The sequence below is a fragment of the Erythrobacter tepidarius genome, assembly GCF_002155695.1.
In the GTDB taxonomy this organism is placed as follows: Bacteria; Pseudomonadota; Alphaproteobacteria; order Sphingomonadales; family Sphingomonadaceae; genus Erythrobacter; species Erythrobacter tepidarius.
This window is the reverse complement of record NZ_MUYJ01000010.1, coordinates 90,216-109,144: the sequence shown is the minus strand read 5'-3', so window position 1 is coordinate 109,144 and position 18,929 is coordinate 90,216. Positions and strand designations below refer to the sequence as shown.

Sequence of the window (18,929 nt, the reverse complement as noted above, 5' to 3'; positions counted from 1 at the left end):
CGAACTTGGACAAGAGGACGAATGATGGCGGACAAGGCGGGCGAAATCTATCTGGGGCTCGGGGCCGACGGATCGCGGCAGAGGCTGCTGCTCGGCCGGGCGAACCGCCACGGGCTGATCGCCGGCGCCACCGGCACCGGCAAGACCGTGACCCTGCAGGGCATCGCCGAGAGCTTTTCGGCGGCCGGGGTGCCGGTGTTCGTGGCCGATGTGAAAGGTGACCTGTCGGGCATCGCCATGCCGGGCTCACCCACCTTCAAGCACGCCGACAAGCTCGAATCCCGGGCAAGAGAACTGGGCATCACCGACTATACCTATTCCGACAATCCGGTGATTTTCTGGGATCTCTACGGCGAACAGGGCCACCCGATCCGCACCACGGTGTCGGAGATGGGGCCGCTGCTGCTCTCGCGCCTGCTCGACCTCAACGAGACGCAGGAAGGCGTCTTGCAGATCATATTCCGTTACGCCGACGAGAACGGCTTGCTGCTGCTCGACTTCGAAGATCTCGCCGCGCTCCTGGCCTGGGCGAACGAGAACGCGGCTGCATTGTCAGGCAAGTACGGCAATGTCACCAAGCCTTCGGTCGGGGCGATCCAGCGGCAATTGCTGAGCTTCGAGGCGCAAGGGGCGAACAATTTCTTCGGCGAGCCGGCGCTGGAGATCAATGATTTCCTCAAGGTCGACGAACAGGGGCGCGGGTACGTGAACGTGCTCGCCGCGGACAAGCTGATGCGCAGCCCCAAGCTCTATGCCACCTTCCTGCTGTGGCTGCTGGCCGAACTGTTCGAATCGTTGCCCGAAGTGGGCGATCCGGAAAAGCCAAAATTGGTGTTCTTCTTCGACGAGGCGCATCTGCTGTTCGACGATGCGCCCAAGGCGCTGCAGGACACCATCGAGAACGTCGTCCGGCTGATCCGTTCCAAGGGTGTCGGGGTGTTCTTCGTCACCCAGAATCCGATCGACATTCCCGAGGAGGTCGCCGGGCAGTTGGGCAACCGCGTGCAGCATGCCCTGAGGGCCTTCACCCCGCGCGACCAGCGGGCGATCAAGGCCGCGGCGGAGACCTTCCGGATCAACCCGAAGCTCGATGTCGAGGCGGTGATCACCGAACTGAAGGTGGGCGAGGCGCTGGTCTCGACGCTCGACGAGGATGGTGCGCCGACGGTGGTGGAGCGCACGCTGATCAAGCCGCCCCGCTCGCGGCTCGGGCCGGTGACTCCCAAGGAGCGGGCGATCATCCAGTCGATCAGCCCGGTCGAGGGCAAGTATGACACCCGCGTCGACCGCGAAAGCGCGGCCGAAGTGCTCGCCGCCAAGGCTGCCGATGCGGCAGCCACCGCCGAGGAAGTGGCCGAAAGGGGCCGCGAGGAAGTGGCCAAGCGCGAGCGAAGGACACCTTCGATGTGGGAGAAGGCGGGCAAGAGCGCGCTGACTGCCGCAAGCGGCTCGCTCGCCTCGATGGCGGTGGCGATGGTGCTGGGCAAGAAGTCAAGCGCCGATCCGCTCAAGACCGGGGCGACGGCATTTGTGCGCAATATCCTCGGCGGGTTGATGCGCTAGCGCCCAAGCATGTCCGGAAGGGTGATTTGCGCAAAATGTTTCACGTGAAACATTTGCGGAACATCACCGCTCCCGGTGCTTTGTCCCTTCGCCCGCGGTGATGAAGATCGCCGTCGCGCTCTCGGCAACGTCGGCGGTGTGCCACACACCGGGCGGATTGATGGCATATTCCCCGGCGGCGAGCGGAGTTTTCACCACGCGGCCGTCCGGAAATTGCTGCACCAGCACCATGGTGCCGTGGGTGCAGATCACCACCTCGTCGCCCGCGGGGTGCATTTCCCACGAGTTCCAGCTTTCGGTGAAGGTGTATTGCGACACCAGCCGCCCTTGCGCGCCGTCTGCCGCATGGCGCGCGCCGTAGCCTTCATACCACGCCATCCCGGTAAAGGGCGGCTCTTCCACCGCCTTCGCGCCGAGGCCCAGGTGAATGAAGCGCTCTTCGAGCCGGGGGGTGTTCATGCGCCGGGCTTCTCGGGTGCCACCATGCAGAAGGCATTGAGCTTGTTGCCATCGGGATCGCGGAAATAGCCCGCGTAGAATCCGTCATTGCCGCGCGGGCCGGGCGCGCCCTCGTCGCTGCCGCCATGGGCCAGGGCGATGTCATAGAGCGCGTGGACATCCTCCGGCGTCTTCACCTCCAGCGCCACCATCACCCCATTGCCCACCGTGGCCGGCTGGCCATCGAACGGCACCGTCGCCGCGATCCCCGGCGCACCGCCCCATTCGCCCCAGGCAATGAAGCTTTCGAACTCCATCATCCGCCCCACACCGAAATGAGCCGCGATCGCGTCATAGAACGCCGCCGCGCGGGGCAGATCATTGGTGCCCAAGGTGACGTAGCCGATCATGTGAATTCCTCCCTTACCGCGACTCGCAATGCGGGAACATTATTAGAACATCGGGACAGCAACAAGCGCCACAAACCTCACACTCGTCGCGCTGGGCTTGATCCGGGGCTTGGCTTTTCTTTTCAATCGCCAGCGGGAAGAAGGATAGCCTGGCCCCGTTTCAGGCACGCGCTGTCGGAGGTTGTTCAGAGCGGTGCCGTCTGCCGCTCCAGCCAGGCGAGGTCCTCGCCCTCCAGCCGCGGCGCGAGCAGCGTGCGCACTCTGGCGTGATAGGCATCGACCCAAGCGATCTCCTCCGCCGTCAGCAGCGACTTGTCGATCAGCTTGCGGTCAAGCGGCACGAAGGTCAGCGTCTCGAAGCCGAGCCACTTGCCCTCCTGCCCTTCGATCTGGCGCTCCTCGACCAGCACCAGGTTCTCGATACGGATGCCGAAATGGCCCGGCTTGTAATAGCCCGGCTCGTTCGACAGGATCATGCCCGCGAACAGCTCCTGCGCGGTGCCGGCCTGTCCGCCGCCGGGCTTGGCGATGCGCTGCGGGCCTTCGTGCACACCGAGGAAGCTGCCCACCCCGTGCCCGGTGCCATGGGCATAATCGACCCCCGCCTCCCACAGATATTGCCGCGCCAGCACGTCGAGCTGCGCTCCGCACGTGCCCTGCGGGAAGACCGCGCGGGCGAGCTGGATGTGGCCCTTGAGCACCCGGGTATTGCGATCGCGCATTTCCGGGGTCGGCTCGCCGGGGCCAACCCACACCGTGCGGGTGATGTCGGTGGTGCCACCGGGATATTGCCCGCCCGAATCGACCAGATAGATCGAGCCGGGAGGGATCGGGATATTGCTGTCCGCGTCCACCTTGTAATGCGGCAGCGCGGCGTGGCCGGCGGCGGCGGAGATGGTGTCGAAACTGAGGTCACGCAGGCCTGCGTCTTCCGCGCGGAAGGCTTGCAGGCGCGCGGCGGCGGCAAGTTCGTCGACCGTGCCCTTCGGCCCCTCGATCTCCAGCCAGCGCAGGAACTTCGTGACGGCCGCCCCGTCGCGCGTCTGCGCGTCGCGATGGCCGGCCTGTTCGACCGGGTTCTTGATCGCCTTGGCAAGGATCGTCGGATCCTGCTTGAAGGTGAACCGCGCCCCGCCCGAGCGCAGCGCCTGCGCGATCCCGACCACCGCGAAATCGGGATCGAGCGCGACGCTCTTGCCCGCCAGCTCGCCGCGCAACACCTTTGCAAAGGCGGCGCGGTCGCGGATCGTCACCGCGTTGCCGAGATGTCGGGCGAGTTCGGGCGTCACCTTCTCGGGCGCGATGAACAGCTCGGCGCTGCCGTCGCTGTGGGCGATGACAAAGGACAGCGCGACCGGGGTGTGCGGCACGTCGCTGCCGCGGATGTTGAGCAACCAGGCAATCGAATCGAGCGCGGGAATCACCACCGCATCGTGGCCTTCCCTTGCCAGCCAGTCGGCCACCGCAGCGCGCTTGTCGGCTGAGGAACGGCCGGCAAGTTCATCCTGATGGATTATCGCTGGCGCCGGCGAGGGGGCAGGCCGGTCGGCCCACACCGCATCGAGCGGGTTGCTGTCGACAGGGACAAGCACAATGCCCTTGGGCGCAAGCTGCTTTTCCAGTGCCTCGACCCAGGCCCAGGTGTGCAGCCAGGGATCATAGGCAATCCGCGCGCCCTCGGCGCACACCTCGGCGAGCCAGCCGGCCAGCGTGTCGGCGGGGATGCTCTTGTAGTCGAACAGCTTGCCATCGACCTGCTCGCGCACCTGCACGGTGTAACGTCCGTCGACGAAGATCGCCGCGTGGACGAGCGTGACGCAGGCAAACCCTGCCGAGCCGCCGAAGCCCGTCAGCCAACGCAGGCGCTGGGCATAGTCGCCGACATATTCGCTCATGTGCTCGTCGCTGATCGGCACGACGAACCCGTCCAAGCCGCGGCGCTTCAGTTCCTCGCGCAGGGCGGCCAGCCGGGCTTCATGGGTCTGCATCAGCATGGGCGGATCCTCGGATAGCGGCGCGGACCCTTGCCGCGCGACAATGGCTCGTTAGTATCGCCAACATAGGCCGATGCGGCGCGTCTTTCCACCCGGAGCCGCTGCCCCCGGCTGACAGAAGGGATCACCATCCATGATCACACGTGTCAGTGCCTGCGCTCTTGCCAGCGCGCTTGCCGCCACCACCTTTGCACCCGTGCCCGCACACGCCACCACCCGAGAGGAACCGACCCGCGTGACCACTTCCGCCGCGAACACCGAGATCAAGCCCCCCGTCGCGGAGAAGCGCCCGCACAGCTACACCCATCACGGGATCACCATCGAGGATCCCTATGATTGGCTCTACGACAAGTCCTATCCGACCGTCGACGACGAGGATGTGCTCAGCCATCTCAAGGCTGAAAACGCCTATTTCGAAGCCAAGATGGCCGCGCAGAAGGGTCTGATCGAAGCGCTGTTCAGCGAGATGCGCGCGCGCATCAAAGAGGACGATTCCACCGTGCCGCAGAAGGACGGCGATTACCTCTACTGGTCCGAGTTCGAGGAAGGCGCGCAATATCGCAAGCATTACAGGAAGCCCGTCGCCGGGGGGGAAGCCGAGCTGCTGATCGACGAGAACGCGCTGGCCGAAGGTTACGACTATTTCCGTCTCGGCGCGGTCGCGATCAGCCAGAACGGGCGCTATCTGGCCTATTCGACCGACACCAACGGCTCGGAACGCTACACCGCACGGATCAAGGATCTGGCCACGGGCGCGCTGCTGCCCGATGTGCTGGAAAACCTGCGCGGCGATTTGGTGTGGGTCGCGAACGACACCGCGCTGGTCTATGGTCCCTCGACCGAGGAATGGCGCACGCTCGAAGCCAAGCTCCACGTCATCGGCACGCCGGTTGAGCAGGATGTGACCCTCTACAAGGAGGAGGACCAGTCCTTCGGGGTCGCCACCGGCCTTACCGCCCAGGAAGACTGGCTGATCATCGCCACCGGCGACAACGAGACGAGCGAGGTGCGCCTCGTGCCCGCCGCCAACCCCACTGCCGAACCCATTCTGGTGAAGGCGCGCCAGAAGGGCGTCGAATATGCAGTCGATGTGCGTGACGGCGAGGTGTGGGTGTGGACGAACGACAATCACATCAACTTCCGCCTTGCCAAGGCCAAGCTGGAAAGCCCGGGCGAGTGGCAGACGGTGATCGCCGGTTCGGACGACTTCTATCTGACCGGATTCGACCTGTTCAAGGACTTCTTCGTGACCGAAGGCCGGCTCAACGGCCTCGACCAGATCCAGCTGCGCTCCTACGCCGATCCGGCCAAGATCACGCCGATCACCTTCCCGGAGGCCAGCTATACCGCCGCCCTTGCCAACAACCCCGAATACGACATGAAGAAGCTGCGGCTGGCCTATCAATCGATGGTCACGCCGAGCACAGTCTATGATTACGACGTCGCCTCCGGCAAGCTGGAGACGCTCAAGACGCAGGAAATTCCGAGCGGCTATGACCCCTCGCTCTACGTGGCCGAACGCGTGAGCGTACAGGCGCGCGACGGGACGATGGTGCCGGTCAGCATCATGATGAGGAAGGACCGGGCGGAGATCCTGAAGAAGGCCGGGATCAAGGGGCCGGGGCCGCTGCATCTTTATGCCTACGGCGCCTATGGCTATGCCGTGCCGCCGGGCTTCTCGACCGCGCGCCTCAGCCTGGTGGATCGTGGCTTTGCCTATGCCATCGCCCATATCCGCGGCGGCGATGATCTCGGGCGGCGCTGGTATCTCCAGGGCAAGCTGTTCGCGCGCACCAACACTTTCAATGATTTCGTCGATGTTGGCCGCGGGTTGATTGCCAAGGGCTACACCGCCGAAGGCATGGTCACGGCAAGCGGCGGCTCGGCGGGCGGCGAGCTGATGGGGGCGGTGATCAACCAGGATCCGGCGCAATATGGCGCGGTGGTGGCGCACGTGCCCTTCGTCGATGTGCTCAACACCATGCTCAACGAGAAGCTGCCGCTCACCCCGGGCGAGTGGCAGGAATGGGGCAACCCGATCACCGACAAGGCAGCGTTCGCCTACATGCTGTCCTATTCGCCCTATGATCAGGTGACCGCCAAGGCCTACCCGCCGCTGCTGGTGACGGCCGGGCTGAACGACCCGCGCGTGACCTATTGGGAGCCGGCCAAGTGGGTCGCCAAGCTGCGCGAACTCAAGACCGACGACAACTTGCTGCTGCTGAAGACCAACATGGGCGCAGGCCACGGCGGGCAGTCGGGGCGCTGGAACAGCCTCAGGGAAACGGCAGAGGAATATGCCTTCATCCTGTGGCAGGTGGGGATGGCGGACAACCCGGAGCCGAAGTGACCCACCACTTCACCCGCACCTTCACTGCTCTGCCGCAGCACATCGACGAACTCGGCCACGTCAACAATACCGTGTGGGTGCAGTGGATTCAGGACATGGCCACGGCCCACTGGGACGCGATCGCCCGGCCCGAGGACCGAGCGGCGTTCTTCTGGGTCGTAGTGCGGCACGAGATCGATTATCGCGGCAATGTTGCCGAGGGCGAGAGCGTTCAGGCCGAAACCTGGATCGAAGGCCCGGCGCAGGGCGCGAAATCCTTGCGGCGGGTGGAGTTCACCGATGCGTCCGGCAGGCGCCTCGTCAGCGCGGCGACGACCTGGGCGATGCTCGACCGCGCCACCGGCCGGCTGGCGCGCGTGCGGCCCGAGGTGCTGGAGCCTTTTATCTGAAGGCCTGCCTCGCGCGAGTGCGCGCGGGCAACCAGGCTACGCCGCCTTCTCGCGCCTGCGCATCCGTCCGGCGGGGGGCTGGCTGAACACCGTCAGACGTTCATAGGCCATCCGGTTGCGCCCGCTCGCCTTGGCCTCGTACAGCAACGCATCGGCGCGGGCGTAGAACTCGGCAAACTGCATTGTCGGGCGCTGCGCCTGCGCCAGCACGATCACCCCCATGCTGGCAGTCACCGGCAGCTCCAGCCCCGGCACGTCCTGCGCGATGCGGATCGGGATAGCCTGCCGCAGCGCCTCGGCCCGTTCGAGCGTGCGCTGCCCCCGCAGCAGCACGACGAATTCCTCACCGCCGAGCCGCACCGCGATGGCATCGCGGTCGCCCATGCTGCGGATCGCGTTGGCGCAGGCGACCAGTGCGGCATCGCCGACCTGATGGCCGTGGAGATCATTGATCGCCTTGAACCGGTCGAGATCGACCAGCGCGAAGGTATCGAAGCCCTGCGCCAGCAAATCGTCGAAACGCGCCTCGATCGCACGGCGGTTCATCAGGCCGGTGAGCGAATCCCGGGTCGATATCTGTTCCAGCATGCGCGCTTCGGTCAGTGCCGCGTCGCGTTCGCGGCGGATGGCAAGGAAACGGTCGGCAATCGCGAGGCTGATGATCACCACTTCGATCCCGGTGGCGATGAACATCATCAGATCAAGCTGCGCCGGGCCGGAATAGAGCCCCAGCCCGCGCGCCAGCCGCTCGATCGAGGTCAGGATCAGCGGGCACCACGCCGCCGCGACGAACTTTGCCGAACGGCTGCCGCGCACAATCGCGTGGACCAGCGCGGCGCTCACCACCACCGCAGCCGGCGCGATGGTGAGGAAGTAGCCGATATCGTCGAAGCCCTGCGTGGCGTGCAATTGCAGCGCCAAGAAGCCGGGCACGGCAATCGTCCAGCACCCGGTCCCGAAGGTCAGCCGCCGCATCCCGCGCGACAGCGCCCCGCGTTCGAGGAACGCGCTGAGGAACAGCAGCGCCGCCCCGCAGCCCAGCGCCCAGAACAGCGGCGCCATGATCGCAAGCAAAGCCACGGGCAGGCTCGCCACCACCGAAACCAGTCCGCCTGCGAACAGGACATAGCCCATCATCGCCACCACCATGGTCGCGTGGTAGAGCACGAAGCGTTCGCGCAGCACGAGGTAGAAGCTGATGTCGAACAGCAGCGGCAGCAGCAGCATCCCGAGGATCAGCGACAGCAGCATCATCTCCTCAAGGCTGCGGCCGGCATCCTCGTTATGGCGCGCGATGCCGGCCTCGGTCAGCAGCGGGATCGAATGGGGGCGCTCGATCCGCACCAGCAGGGCCTGTGTAGCGGGGGTGATCTCGGGCAACGGCAGGCGGAATACCGGCCCGGCAGCGAAGGGTTTGCCCTCGCTTTCGGCAAAGCGGCGCGCGCGCAGGGTGCCATCGGCATCAAGCGCGTAGAAGGTGATCGCCGCGTGCCGCGCGGTGCGGGTGAAGAAATAGCGCGGGACAGCCGCGCCCTGCCAGCTGTCGGCCTCGAAGCGCAGCCACGCGACAGGCTGATCCGCGCGCCAATCGCTGTCATTGCAGTTCCACGCCGCACGCTCGATCATCGCCACCGGGCTGCGGTCTGCCGGGCTTGCGGCATGGCAGCGCGGGGCTGCCACCAGGCCCTGATGCGCCTCGGCGCGGGCCGGCACGGCAAGCCCCGCCGCGCATAGCGCAGCGCCCAGCCACAGCCAGATCGCGAGGCACAGCCTAACCATGCGGCTAGGCCTAGCATTCAACCCCTTACGATGCTGTTAAGCCTGGACTTGGGTCGCGGCGAGAATATCACGCAATCTCACCGACTTGGCACGCAGGCAGCGGGGCGGCGCCGAGGTCGGCCACAAGACTGGATCGATAGTTGGAGGGCTTGTCATATGCTTGTCATGGAAGCGCACTAGCGCGCGGCATCGGACAACCTCGGGAACCCTTCATGATCACGACCTTTGCCGCTTTCGGCCGCACCACCGCCACGCTCGCTCTGGCAGCGCTTGCCCTTTCCGCCTGCGACAGCTCCGAGAGCGGCGGCGGCACCCGCAATTCGGTGCACGCGGTGGGATCTTCCACCGTCTATCCCTTCGCCAAGCTGGTGGCCGAGAGCTTTGCCCGCTCGAACACCGACTTCCGCTCGCCGTTGATCGAATCCACCGGCACCGGCAATGGCATCCAGCTATTCTGCAAGGGGCTTGGCCCCAACACGCCCGACATGGCCAACGCCTCGCGCCGGATGAAGGAGAGCGAGTTTGACGCGTGCAAGGCCAACAAGGTCGATGAGATCATCGAGGTGCAGGTCGGCCTCGATGGTATCGCCTTCGCTTCGGCCAAGGGCGGCATCATGCTCAACCTCTCGCCCGAGACGGTCTACAAGGCGCTTGCCGCGCAACCCTACGGCAAGCCGCAGACCGCCAAGACCTGGAAGGATGTCGATCCGGCCCTGCCGGCCCGGCCGATCCTCGTCTACGGCCCGCCAAGCACCTCGGGTACGCGCGATGCGCTCAAGGAGCTGATCCTCGAAGTCGGGTGCAAGGCCGACCCGGCGATGAAGGCGCTCAAGGACAGCGACGAGAGCAAGTTCAAGCAGATCTGCACCGAAGTGCGCGATGACGGCGCCTATGTCGATCAGGGCGAGCAGGACAATCTGATCGTGCAAAAGATCGAGGCCAATCCGCAGGCCGTCGGCATCTTCGGCTATTCCTATCTCGAAGAGAACCTCGACAAGTTGCAGGGCCTGCCGATGAACGGTGTCGCGCCCACTTACGAGAACATCGCAAGCTTCGCCTATCCCGGCGCCCGTCCGCTGTATGTCTATGTAAAGAAGGAACATATGCGCGCAATCCCGGGCCTGTCGGCGTTCCTTGACGAATGGATCAAGAGCTGGGGGAAGGATGGCCCGCTGGCCAAGATCGGGATGGTGACGATGCCGCCCGAAACGATGGCGGCCAACGCCGCCAAGGTGCGCGAGCAGACCGTGCTGACCCGCGAGGAACTCGCCGCCCAGAAGTAACGCGATTGCTGTTGGCACCGTGACGGGTTAGCCTGCCCGTCATGAGCGCCCGCAAGATCGCCTCATGGCACGATGCCGGACTGATCGACGCGGCAACGCGCGACCGGCTGCTGGCCTATGAAGCCGCCCATGCAAGGCCGCTCGCGCTGTGGGCGGTGTTCGGCATCGGGGCGCTGGCGATCGGACTCGGCCTCGTGTCGCTGATCGCCGCCAACTGGGAGGACATCCCCGGCCAGCTGCGACTCGGCGTGCATCTTGCGCTGATTGCGGGGGTGCTGGCGGTGCTGTTCCTGCGCGAGGGCGCGCTGGCGGAGCGCTCGCCGTGGGCGGTTGAGGCGCTGGTGTTCATCGCCGCCGCATTGGGCCTCACCTTCTTCGGGCATCTGGGGCAGGTCTATCAGACCGCCTCGCCGCTGTGGCAGCCTTTGAGCGTGTGGTGGGTGCTGTTCGCGCCGCTGCTGCTGCTGACCGGGCGCAGCTGGCCCGCTGCGCTCGCGGTGCTGGGCGGAGCGGTGTGGACGACGTGGGAATATGCCACCGAAACCACCGGCGATGGCAGCGCCACGCCAGACATGGCGCTGCTTTTGTGGCTGGCGCTGGTCATCGCGCTGCCGGTGCTGTTCGCGCCCGTGGCCGCATGGTGTCGTGCCCACAGCGCGCGCCAGGATTTCTGGCGGCGGCTGGAGCAGCTCGCGCTGGCCTATGCGGTTGCCGGGGCCTGCTTCGCCACCATCATCGCCGGGTTCGGTGGCTTCGGCGGGCCCGGGCTGACGCAGGAATGGGCGAGCATGGCGACAAGCGGCGCGGTGGCGCTGGTGGCGGGGCTGGGCGTGGCGCTGGTGCGGCCGGGGGTGTCGGGGCGCATGGCAGGCGCGATCATTGGCGGGGCCGGACTGGTGCCGCCGCTGGCCTATGCCGTCGATAATGCCGCCCTGCCGCCTGCACTGCTGTTCATGGCGCTGTGGGTCGGGATCGCCGCCGCCGCGCTCGCTGCCCACTGGCGCGGCGTATTCCAGCTGGCCGTGGGCGTGATTGCGCTGCGCCTGATCATCTTGAGCTTCGAGCTGGCCGGTGACCTGCTGATGAGCGGCTTCGGGCTGATTCTGGCTGGGGTGATGATCCTTGGTGTCGCCTGGGCGGCGGTGCGGGTGTCGAAGCGCTTTGCCCCGCGCGAGCACGAGGGTGAGGCATGATGCGCGCCGCCCGCCTGCTGGCCGCCCTGCTTCCGCTTGCCGGTCTTGCCGGGCTGTGGGTGCACCGCGACCGCCACTACCGCAGCGGCACCGAGTGGGAGGTGCCGATCATGGGCTACGACCCGCGCGACTTCCTGCGCGGACACTATGTCGAGTTCAGCTATGACTGGCCGGGCCTCGACCTTGGGGTGCCGGGGCAAGGGGCGCAGGCGCTTTGCATCGAGGGCAGCGCACCGCGGATCGCGCGCGTGAGCTTGCTCAAAGCCGATGCCGCCTGCGCCCATCGCCTGATCGCCCATCCGGGGCACGTCTATGGCGCAAGCGCGCTGGAGCGCGGGCGGCTCTATGTCGGGCAGGAACGGGCGATGGCGTTGCAGCAGCGGCTCCAGCAGCCCGACCAGCGCGGGATCGTGACGATCCGCCTGCGCGAGGACGGCAGCTTCACGCCTGTCAGCATCCGCTTCCGCCCGCTCACGCAGGATGAAATCGCCGCGCGCGAGGCGCAAGACGAAGGGGCAGAGGACATGCGCCCCCCACCCCCGATCATGGCCGAATAGCCTGCTTTCAGTTGCCGAAGCGCGCGGTCAGCTGGATGCCGTAGAAGCGCGGCTCGGCCGGGATGAAGGTGGGGATGGTGAAGGCCCCGCCGGTGTTGCCCGCATCGAGCAGGTAGTCCTCGCCCGTGGCGTTGCGGATGAAGCCCGCGATCTCGTAGCGATCATCGGCAAGGCTCACCCCGGCGCGCGCGTTGACCAGCGTCACCGCATCCTGCGAAATCAGCGGGTTGTTGGGCACCTCGAAGAAGATCTTGCTGCGATAGGTCACGCTCGGCGTGGCAAACAGCCGCACGCCCCGGCCCAGATCCTTGTCGATGGTAAAGCCCGCCGCGCCCTGCCATTCGGGCTGCAGGCGGAAGCGTGCGCCCGAGAAGGCGGGCGAGAAGGCCCCGTCCTTGTCGATCCCGCCGTCGATGAAGCCGACATTGCCGAACAGGCGCAGCCAGTCGGCCACTTCGATCGCGACTTCAGCCTCGATCCCGAGGTTGCTGGCCTTGCCCGCGCTCGCGGTGACGAAGGCGCCGGTGGGATTGCCGTTGGCATCGCGCTGGGCGATCGAGACCTGGAAGTCGTTGTAGACCTGATAATAGACCCCGAGCGAACCCGACACCGGGCCGCTTGCCAGCTTCACCCCGCCTTCGTAGTTCCACACGATTTCCTGCGCGACATCGACCACGTTCGGCTCCACCACGCCGGCGCGGCGCGCGGCATTGACCTGCACCACCGGCGAACGGCGGCCCTTGGAGACAGTGGCAAAGACATTCACGTCGTCGCTGATGCGGTAGAGCGCATTGAAACGCGGCAGCGCGGCGGTGAAGCTTTTGTCGGCAGTGAAGGTGCGTCCGCCGGTGTCGATCTGCCCGGGGATCAGCGGCGCACGACTGAGCACCGAATTGGGCACGTTGGCGAAGAAGCCGGACTTGCGATATTCCCACAGGAACCGCACGCCCGCGGTCAGTTCCAAGGCGTCGCTCGCCAGCCAGGTGGCATCGGCGAACACCGAATAGGCCTCGTTGCGGCCCTGATTCTCGAACACCGAGGCATAGGGGATGGCCTGCAAGGCCCCGCCTGTGGCGATCGCGGTCACGCCGGCGGCCGGCACGCTGCCGTCGGGCGCCACGCAGGGAATGCCGGGGATCAGCGGCGCGCCGAACAGCGAGCTGAGGCACTGGAGAAAGGTGCCTTCCTCGGTGGCGAAGGGCACGTTCTGGCGCCCGTCCTCGATGAACACGTTCCACCCCGCACGCGCGCGCAGGCTGCGGCCGGAATAGGTAAAGCGGCCTTCGTGGCTGATCTGCCAGCCATCGGCGATCTCGGCGAATTCGAGAAAAGGCGCGGCCGAGCCGTCGGCATCGAATACCTCGCGGCTGTCGAATTCGCGGTAGCCGTTGACGGTGGAGAAGGTCCAGTCGTCCGCAAAGGCATATTCGACCGTGAGGTTGAGATCATAGACCTCGCGGTTGAGGCCGAGCTGGTCGTCGCCCAGCACCGCGGCCGCGCCGGGGTTGCCGCCCAGATTGGCGGGACGGAAGGCATTGGCCGCCCCGCCCGGCGCGCCGAGGAAAGCCGGAAAACGGCCCGAGATGAAGGGCGTGCCGCCGTTCCGCTGCTGGTCATAGGTGCCGATCAGATCGAGCGTGATGTCGCTCGTCGGGGTATAACGCAGCGAGGCGCGCACCCCGAGCTGGTCCTGCGCGTAAAGTTCCTCGCGCTGGTTGGGATTGAGGTTTTCGGCATAGCCCTCGCGCGTGCGCCATTCGAAGGCGATGCGCCCGGCGAGCACGTCCGAGCCGGCATTGAGGAATCCCGACAGCAGGGTCTGCTCGAAATTGCCGTAGCCGCCGGTGATCTGGCCGGAAAAGCCCTCGCGCGGACGCGCTGAAACAAGGCTGATCGCGCCCACGGTGCTGGCCGTGCCGAACAGGGTCGCCTGCGGGCCTTTGATCACTTCGACCCGATCGAGATCATAGATCGCCTGATAGGACCCGCGCGAGCGCGAAATGTCGACGCCGTTGTAGTAGAGCGTGACGCGCGGGCCCTGCTGCGCCGAGCCGGAGTCCGAGGTGATCCCGCGGATCACCACGCCGGGATTATTGGCGCTCTGCTCCTGAATGTTGAGGCCGGGGATGTAGTTCGACAGCTCGTCGAGATCATTGACCCCCAAATCGCGGATCTGCTCGCCGCTGACGGCCGAGATGGTGATCGGCACGTCCTGCGCGCGCTGTTCGATCTTCTGGGCGGTGACGATGATCTGATTGCCGGCACGCTGTTCCTCGGCCGGGGCTAAGGCCTCTTGCGCGGCGGCAGCCTGCGACGTGCAAACAAGAACGCTGGCAAGCGCGATCGGCGATACGTGCGACAAAGTGGTGCGGAGCATGGTGGGCTTCCCTGTTGGCGGAGAGAGAACCCGCCCCTGACAGGCGACGGTGACACTGCCGCGACGGACGCGTGAAGCAGCGGTTACGATCCCTTTACGGCTTCGGGACGTTGCCGATATGCATCCATCCGGCACCCGCCTTGGCAGGCACATTCCGCCCGCGCCACCGCACTTGGGAGCGCTATAGCGGATTGCCGTCCTTGTCGCGGTAGATCTCGCGGCGGCCGACGTGGTTGGCCGGACCGACCAGCCCCTCTGCCTCCATCCGCTCAATCCACTTGGCGGCGGTGTTGTAGCCCACCCCCATCTGACGCTGGAGCCAGGAACCGGAAGCCTTCTGATTCTCGAACACGATCTGGCAGGCCTGGCGATACTTGCGTTCTTCGGGGTTGTCCGAGGCGGTGAGATCGTCCTCGAAGCCGAAGCCGCCGAAACCCTCCTCGGGTTCCTCGGTGACGGCATCGACATATTCGGGTTTGCCCTGGGCACGCCAGAAATCGGCCACGGCCTCGACTTCCTCGTCCGAAACGAACGGCCCGTGAACGCGCACCATCGCACCGGTGTTGGGCTTGTAGAGCATGTCGCCCTTGCCCAGCAGCTGCTCGGCGCCCTGTTCGCCCAGGATCGTGCGGCTGTCGATCCGGCTGGTCACCTTGAAGCTGATCCGGGTCGGCAGGTTGGCCTTGATCACCCCGGTGATGACGTCGACCGAGGGCCGCTGGGTCGCCATGATGAGATGGATCCCCGCCGCGCGGCTCTTCTGGCTGAGGCGCTGGATCAGCACTTCGATTTCCTTGCCGACCGTCACCATCAGGTCAGCGAGTTCGTCGACGATCAGCACGATCTGCGGCAGCGGCTGGTAATCGAGCTGTTCTTCCTCGAACAATTGCTCGCCGGTTTCCGGGTCGAACCCGGTCTGCACCCGGCGGCCCAAGGGCTTGCCCTTGGCGATCGCGGCCGCAACCTTTTCGTTGAAGCTGTTGATGTTGCGCGAGGAAATTGCGCTCATCATGCGGTAGCGCCGCTCCATTTCCTCGACCGCCCACTTCAGCGCGCGCACCGATTTGGCCGGCTCGGTCACCACCGGCGAGAGCAGGTGCGGGATATCGTCATAGGTCTTGAGTTCGAGCACCTTGGGATCGATCAGGATCAGACGCAGCTCGGCCGGAGTGAAGCGGTAGAGCAGGCTCAGCAGGATGACGTTCAATCCGACCGACTTGCCGCTGCCGGTCGTGCCGGCCACCAGCAGGTGCGGCATGGTGGCGAGATCGGCGATGATCGGTTCGCCCGAGATATCCTTGCCGAGGATGATCGGCAGATTGCCCTTGGCTTCGGCAAAAGCGGCGCAGGCGACCAGTTCCTTCAGCGCCACCATCTGGCGATCCTGATTGGGCAGTTCGATGCCCATGACGGTGCGCCCCGGGATGGGCGAAACGCGCGCGCTGATCGCGCTCATGTTGCGGGCGATGTCTTCGGCAAGGCCCACCACGCGGCTGGCCTTGATGCCGGGCGCGGGTTCGAGCTCGTACATCGTCACCACCGGGCCGGTGCGCACCGCGGTGATTTCGCCCTTCACGTTGAAATCGTCGAGCACGTTCTCAAGCAGGCGGGCGTTGCGTTCGAGCGCGATCTTGTCGAGCTTGGGCGCCTTGTCGGCAGGCGGCTCGGCCAGCAAATCAAGGCTCGGCAGCTTGAAGGCGGCGAACATATCGCCCTGGGCGGTTCTGGGCGTCTGGGCGCGCCTGGGCGGGGCGGAAGGATCGGAAATCTCGGGCGCGCGGCGCGGGCGATCGTCGATCATGACCGGGGCAACCTCGCCCTTGACGGAACGGCGTGGGCGCGGGGCAGTGTCCTCGTCCTCTTCGTCGGCCAAGGCCAGCGCCTGGGCGGCGGGACGTTTTCGGCCCGGCAGCGGCAGGCGGCGCACCAGCCCGGCAAGCGAGCCGCCGCCAAGGAACTCGGGCAGGCTCAGCAGCACGCGCCAGTCGATCGCGAAGACGCGGGTCAACAGGCCTACGCCGGTGGCAAGGCAGACCAGCGCCATGCCGAGAATCGCCCAGCCCTGCGCATCGCCCCCGATCCGCGCGGCCAGCGCCTGCACCGCACCGGCACCGAGCAGGCCGGCAAGCCCGCCCGCCTGCGCCGGGAGCGTACCGCCCGGCCCCTCGAAGGCGAGGCTGAGCACGGTCGAAAGCAGCGTCATGGCGATCAGCAGGAGCCCGGTGGGTAGCCACCAGGGAGTCGTCTCCGCCGCGTCGCCGTTTTCGACATCGCGCCACAGCTTGCGCGCGCTGACATAGAGCAGCGGCAGCAGCAGCGCAGCGGGCAGGCCGAACACCAGCAGCACCCGATCCGCCACCCACGCGCCGGCCGCACCCATCCAGTTGGCGACTTCGGCCGGATCGGCGGCGGTCGAGGGGCTGGGATCGGTCTGGGTGTAGCTCAACAGCGCGAGCGCAAGGAACACCATCGCACCCAGCAGCACAGCCGCCCCCGCCATCTGTGCAAGGCGGCGCAGCCCCCGCCGCAGCCCCGCGCGCCATTCGGCATCGGACTTGCTGACGGCAGGCTTGCGGCCATTCGTGCTTCTGGGGGTGACGGCGCGGCTGGCCATGGGGATGTCTCCTGTGTGGAACACATCATGAATCCTCGGCGAGTCCGGGTCAAGCGATGTGCGACAGGGCGTTGGCCTCGCTGTAGCGGGACACAAGCTTTTGGAGTCTTTGACAAGAGAAGTTAGAGCACTTCTCTGAAGTCTAGCCAGGGACAGGAGCGGCCGGTGATGGGGGTGTCTGGCGCGCCTCGCCACTTCCGTCCGCGATGATCCACACGCTTTGAAATCGATGAAAGTGTCTCATCGAGGGCCTCAATAGACCGCTGAGCAAATGCCCCTGTTGCCTTCTTGATGGTGCCGATCGAGCGCAGAACTCCTCATGCGGAGTGCTCTGCCAGAATTGCTTTCGCATCCTCGCGGCAAAGTGCAGTTGCGGCCTCAAAAAGGCGGTCGGCGCGGGCAGCGATATCTTCACTCATGGCCCCGAGATTATCAACTCCCGCGCCGGGGTCGGGCCGCCGCCGACACTGTAGTTGAGGGAAACTTCCTCGATCTCGAAGCCGGCGAACAGCTCGCGCACCTCGGGCCGGTCATTCAGCGAGAGGATAAAGCGCCCCTGAAGCCCGCCCAAGATGCGCCTCAGACGCTCGAAATCGGCCTCTGAGAAGATGCCCTTTCCATAGTCATCGGTGTGCCCCCAGTAGGGCGGATCGCAGTAGAACAGCGTCCCTGGCCGGCTGTCGTAGCGCTCGATGCAGGCACCGAAGTCGAGGCACTCGATCAGCACGTCCTCGAGCCGCTCGTGGACCGCCTCGAGCATCGGCTCCAGCTTGCCGAGACTCCAGCGCGGCCGGCTGTAATCGACGCCGAAGGTGCGTCCCATACCGCCGAAGCCGGTATTCTGCAGGTAGAGGAAGCGCGCCGCCCGCTCCAGATCGGTGAGCTGGTCGGCTGGGGTGGCCCGCAGCCGGTAGAAATCGGCGCGGCTGTAGAGCTGGAACTTCAGCACATCGAGCAGCTGCTGGTAGTGCCGCTGCAGGATACGGAAGAGCGTGACGACATCGCGATTCACGTCGTTGATCACCTCCAGCTTCGGCCGCACCGGGCGGCGGAAGAACACCCCGCCCATGCCCACGAAAGGCTCCACGTAGCGGGTGTGCGGGATCTCGGCGGTGCGCTCGCCTATCCGGCGCGAAAGGGAACGCTTGCCGCCCAACCACGGGGCGATGGGCTGGACGGGACGAACAGTCTGCAGGGACATGGGCAGTATCTCCTCAGGTAACGCCCTAAATGATCCCGAGGTGCCCGGCAGTAGCAGCAGCGCAGTTGGCAGGGGCAGCACCGGAGCGGATGCGGAGCGTCGGGCTAGCCCCCGATCGCGGTTTCCATCGCGTCGAGAGCGGCGTTACGAACGGTGTCGCTGAATTGAAAACCATGGTCGTTTCCTTTCGAGAGAGATCAATTGGCTTGGACGGACGCCGCCGCTTCCTTGCGGACCGCGTCCTCGTCGAGGCCGGTGTCGATGAAGAACTCGTCGGTCTGTTCAATCGTCAGGAAGGCCGCGAACTTCTCGGCGATTTCGGCATCGGCCTGCACGGCCTTGATCACCGCCTGCTTGTCGAGCTCGATCTTGGTGCGAAGGAAGTCCTTTGCACGCGCCCAGCGCAGGCCGCTCAGCCAGATGATCACATCGCCCAGCTTCACGCCGCGTTTCAGCTTCACGGCGGGCGGGGTGAGGCGGATCCCGATCTTCGCACCGACGATCTCGGCCGAGCGCTTGCCCTTGGCCAGCTCGTCCTTGCCGCCAGCCTCCCACCAGGCCTTGAGCCCGGCGAACAGCGGCGCAGCCCGCGCCTCCAGCTCGCGCAGATCGCTGTCTCGCTGGGCCTTCACGCGATCGATCGCCGCCTCGGCCGCGAGCCGAGCGAGCGCCTTGTCACGCTCGATCGCGACGAACTCGCCAATCATAAGGATGGCTTCGGCGGCATTGGCCGGAGCTGGAGCGGCTACCTGTTTGCAACGGGCCATATTCGATGCTCCAC

At 66.0% G+C, this 18,929-nt stretch carries 14 protein-coding genes; 6 read left to right on the top strand and 8 right to left on the bottom strand.

Going from position 1 to position 18,929, the window contains the following annotated elements; translation table 11 throughout:
• The first annotated feature begins 21 nt into the window (after nucleotides 1–21).
• Nucleotides 22–1,563 carry a helicase HerA-like domain-containing protein gene (locus tag BZF61_RS11195; protein ID WP_425429622.1) on the top strand — a complete coding sequence of 514 codons (1,542 nt, stop codon included), beginning with the start codon at nucleotides 22–24 and terminating at the stop codon, nucleotides 1,561–1,563.
• 63 nt (nucleotides 1,564–1,626) lie between these two features.
• On the opposite strand, the gene BZF61_RS11190 is transcribed toward BZF61_RS11195, so the two are convergent.
• The 3 genes from BZF61_RS11190 to BZF61_RS11180 form a co-directional block, all read right to left on the bottom strand.
• Entirely contained in the window at nucleotides 1,627–2,022 is a 396-nt protein-coding gene (locus BZF61_RS11190) for a cupin domain-containing protein (RefSeq protein ID WP_086619305.1), read from the bottom strand.
• Nucleotides 2,019–2,411 (bottom strand): VOC family protein, encoded by a 393-nt coding sequence (locus BZF61_RS11185; protein ID WP_086619303.1) that lies wholly within the window; start codon nucleotides 2,409–2,411, stop codon nucleotides 2,019–2,021. Before BZF61_RS11185 ends, BZF61_RS11190 begins: the two co-directional genes overlap by 4 nt.
• A gap of 185 nt (nucleotides 2,412–2,596) precedes the next feature.
• The gene (locus BZF61_RS11180) at nucleotides 2,597–4,405 is read right to left on the bottom strand and encodes an aminopeptidase P family protein (RefSeq protein WP_086619301.1); all 1,809 of its coding nucleotides are present in this window, start codon (nucleotides 4,403–4,405) and stop codon (nucleotides 2,597–2,599) included.
• 133 nt (nucleotides 4,406–4,538) lie between these two features.
• Here BZF61_RS11180 and BZF61_RS11175 point away from each other — a divergent pair, with 133 nt between their 5' ends.
• The gene (locus BZF61_RS11175) at nucleotides 4,539–6,755 is read left to right on the top strand and encodes a S9 family peptidase (RefSeq protein WP_086619300.1); all 2,217 of its coding nucleotides are present in this window, start codon (nucleotides 4,539–4,541) and stop codon (nucleotides 6,753–6,755) included.
• Nucleotides 6,752–7,144, top strand: a complete 393-nt coding sequence (locus BZF61_RS11170; protein ID WP_086619298.1) for an acyl-CoA thioesterase — start codon at nucleotides 6,752–6,754, stop codon at nucleotides 7,142–7,144. Before BZF61_RS11175 ends, BZF61_RS11170 begins: the two co-directional genes overlap by 4 nt.
• 36 nt (nucleotides 7,145–7,180) lie before the next feature.
• Here BZF61_RS11170 and BZF61_RS11165 read toward each other — a convergent pair whose 3' ends face one another.
• A complete protein-coding gene (locus tag BZF61_RS11165) occupies nucleotides 7,181–8,923 on the bottom strand; it encodes a GGDEF domain-containing protein (protein ID WP_086619297.1) in 1,743 nt (580 codons plus the stop codon).
• Between the two features lie 212 nt (nucleotides 8,924–9,135).
• On the opposite strand from BZF61_RS11165, the gene BZF61_RS11160 reads away from it, so the two are divergent.
• From BZF61_RS11160 to BZF61_RS11150, 3 genes are read left to right on the top strand one after another with little or no spacing between them, the layout of a single operon-like run.
• A complete protein-coding gene (locus BZF61_RS11160) occupies nucleotides 9,136–10,206 on the top strand; it encodes a substrate-binding domain-containing protein (protein ID WP_086619296.1) in 1,071 nt (356 codons plus the stop codon).
• Between the two features lie 41 nt (nucleotides 10,207–10,247).
• Nucleotides 10,248–11,399 (top strand): DUF2157 domain-containing protein, encoded by a 1,152-nt coding sequence (locus BZF61_RS11155; protein ID WP_086619294.1) that lies wholly within the window; start codon nucleotides 10,248–10,250, stop codon nucleotides 11,397–11,399.
• The gene (locus BZF61_RS11150; protein WP_086619293.1) at nucleotides 11,396–11,956 is read left to right on the top strand and encodes a GDYXXLXY domain-containing protein; all 561 of its coding nucleotides are present in this window, start codon (nucleotides 11,396–11,398) and stop codon (nucleotides 11,954–11,956) included. The genes BZF61_RS11155 and BZF61_RS11150 overlap by 4 nt, the downstream gene beginning before the upstream one ends.
• 7 nt (nucleotides 11,957–11,963) lie before the next feature.
• Here BZF61_RS11150 and BZF61_RS11145 read toward each other — a convergent pair whose 3' ends face one another.
• The 4 genes from BZF61_RS11145 to BZF61_RS11130 form a co-directional block, all read right to left on the bottom strand.
• Nucleotides 11,964–14,333: a TonB-dependent receptor gene (locus BZF61_RS11145; protein ID WP_211276768.1), complete on the bottom strand. Its 2,370-nt coding sequence runs from the start codon at nucleotides 14,331–14,333 to the stop codon at nucleotides 11,964–11,966.
• Nucleotides 14,334–14,514: 181 nt separating this feature from the next.
• Nucleotides 14,515–16,947, bottom strand: a complete 2,433-nt coding sequence (locus tag BZF61_RS11140) for an FtsK/SpoIIIE family DNA translocase (protein ID WP_086619292.1) — start codon at nucleotides 16,945–16,947, stop codon at nucleotides 14,515–14,517.
• A gap of 415 nt (nucleotides 16,948–17,362) precedes the next feature.
• Nucleotides 17,363–18,148, bottom strand: coding sequence for a DNA adenine methylase (locus tag BZF61_RS11135; protein WP_086619291.1), 786 nt, complete (start codon nucleotides 18,146–18,148; stop codon nucleotides 17,363–17,365).
• Nucleotides 18,149–18,345: 197 nt separating this feature from the next.
• Nucleotides 18,346–18,915 carry a host-nuclease inhibitor Gam family protein gene (locus BZF61_RS11130; RefSeq protein ID WP_086619289.1) on the bottom strand — a complete coding sequence of 190 codons (570 nt, stop codon included), beginning with the start codon at nucleotides 18,913–18,915 and terminating at the stop codon, nucleotides 18,346–18,348.
• Nucleotides 18,916–18,929 lie beyond the last annotated feature (14 nt).

Bases quoted from the DNA above. Each gene is read 5' to 3' on its own strand.
- BZF61_RS11195 (WP_425429622.1), top strand. From the start codon at position 22: ATGATGGCGGACAAGGCGGGCGAAATCTATCTGGGGCTCGGGGCCGAC.
- BZF61_RS11190 (WP_086619305.1), bottom strand. From the start codon at position 2,022: ATGAACACCCCCCGGCTCGAAGAGCGCTTCATTCACCTGGGCCTCGGC.
- BZF61_RS11185 (WP_086619303.1), bottom strand. From the start codon at position 2,411: ATGATCGGCTACGTCACCTTGGGCACCAATGATCTGCCCCGCGCGGCG.
- BZF61_RS11180 (WP_086619301.1), bottom strand. From the start codon at position 4,405: ATGCTGATGCAGACCCATGAAGCCCGGCTGGCCGCCCTGCGCGAGGAA.
- BZF61_RS11175 (WP_086619300.1), top strand. From the start codon at position 4,539: ATGATCACACGTGTCAGTGCCTGCGCTCTTGCCAGCGCGCTTGCCGCC.
- BZF61_RS11165 (WP_086619297.1), bottom strand. From the start codon at position 8,923: ATGGTTAGGCTGTGCCTCGCGATCTGGCTGTGGCTGGGCGCTGCGCTA.
- BZF61_RS11160 (WP_086619296.1), top strand. From the start codon at position 9,136: ATGATCACGACCTTTGCCGCTTTCGGCCGCACCACCGCCACGCTCGCT.
- BZF61_RS11155 (WP_086619294.1), top strand. From the start codon at position 10,248: ATGAGCGCCCGCAAGATCGCCTCATGGCACGATGCCGGACTGATCGAC.
- BZF61_RS11150 (WP_086619293.1), top strand. From the start codon at position 11,396: ATGATGCGCGCCGCCCGCCTGCTGGCCGCCCTGCTTCCGCTTGCCGGT.
- BZF61_RS11145 (WP_211276768.1), bottom strand. From the start codon at position 14,333: ATGCTCCGCACCACTTTGTCGCACGTATCGCCGATCGCGCTTGCCAGC.
- BZF61_RS11140 (WP_086619292.1), bottom strand. From the start codon at position 16,947: ATGGCCAGCCGCGCCGTCACCCCCAGAAGCACGAATGGCCGCAAGCCT.
- BZF61_RS11135 (WP_086619291.1), bottom strand. From the start codon at position 18,148: ATGTCCCTGCAGACTGTTCGTCCCGTCCAGCCCATCGCCCCGTGGTTG.
- BZF61_RS11130 (WP_086619289.1), bottom strand. From the start codon at position 18,915: ATGGCCCGTTGCAAACAGGTAGCCGCTCCAGCTCCGGCCAATGCCGCC.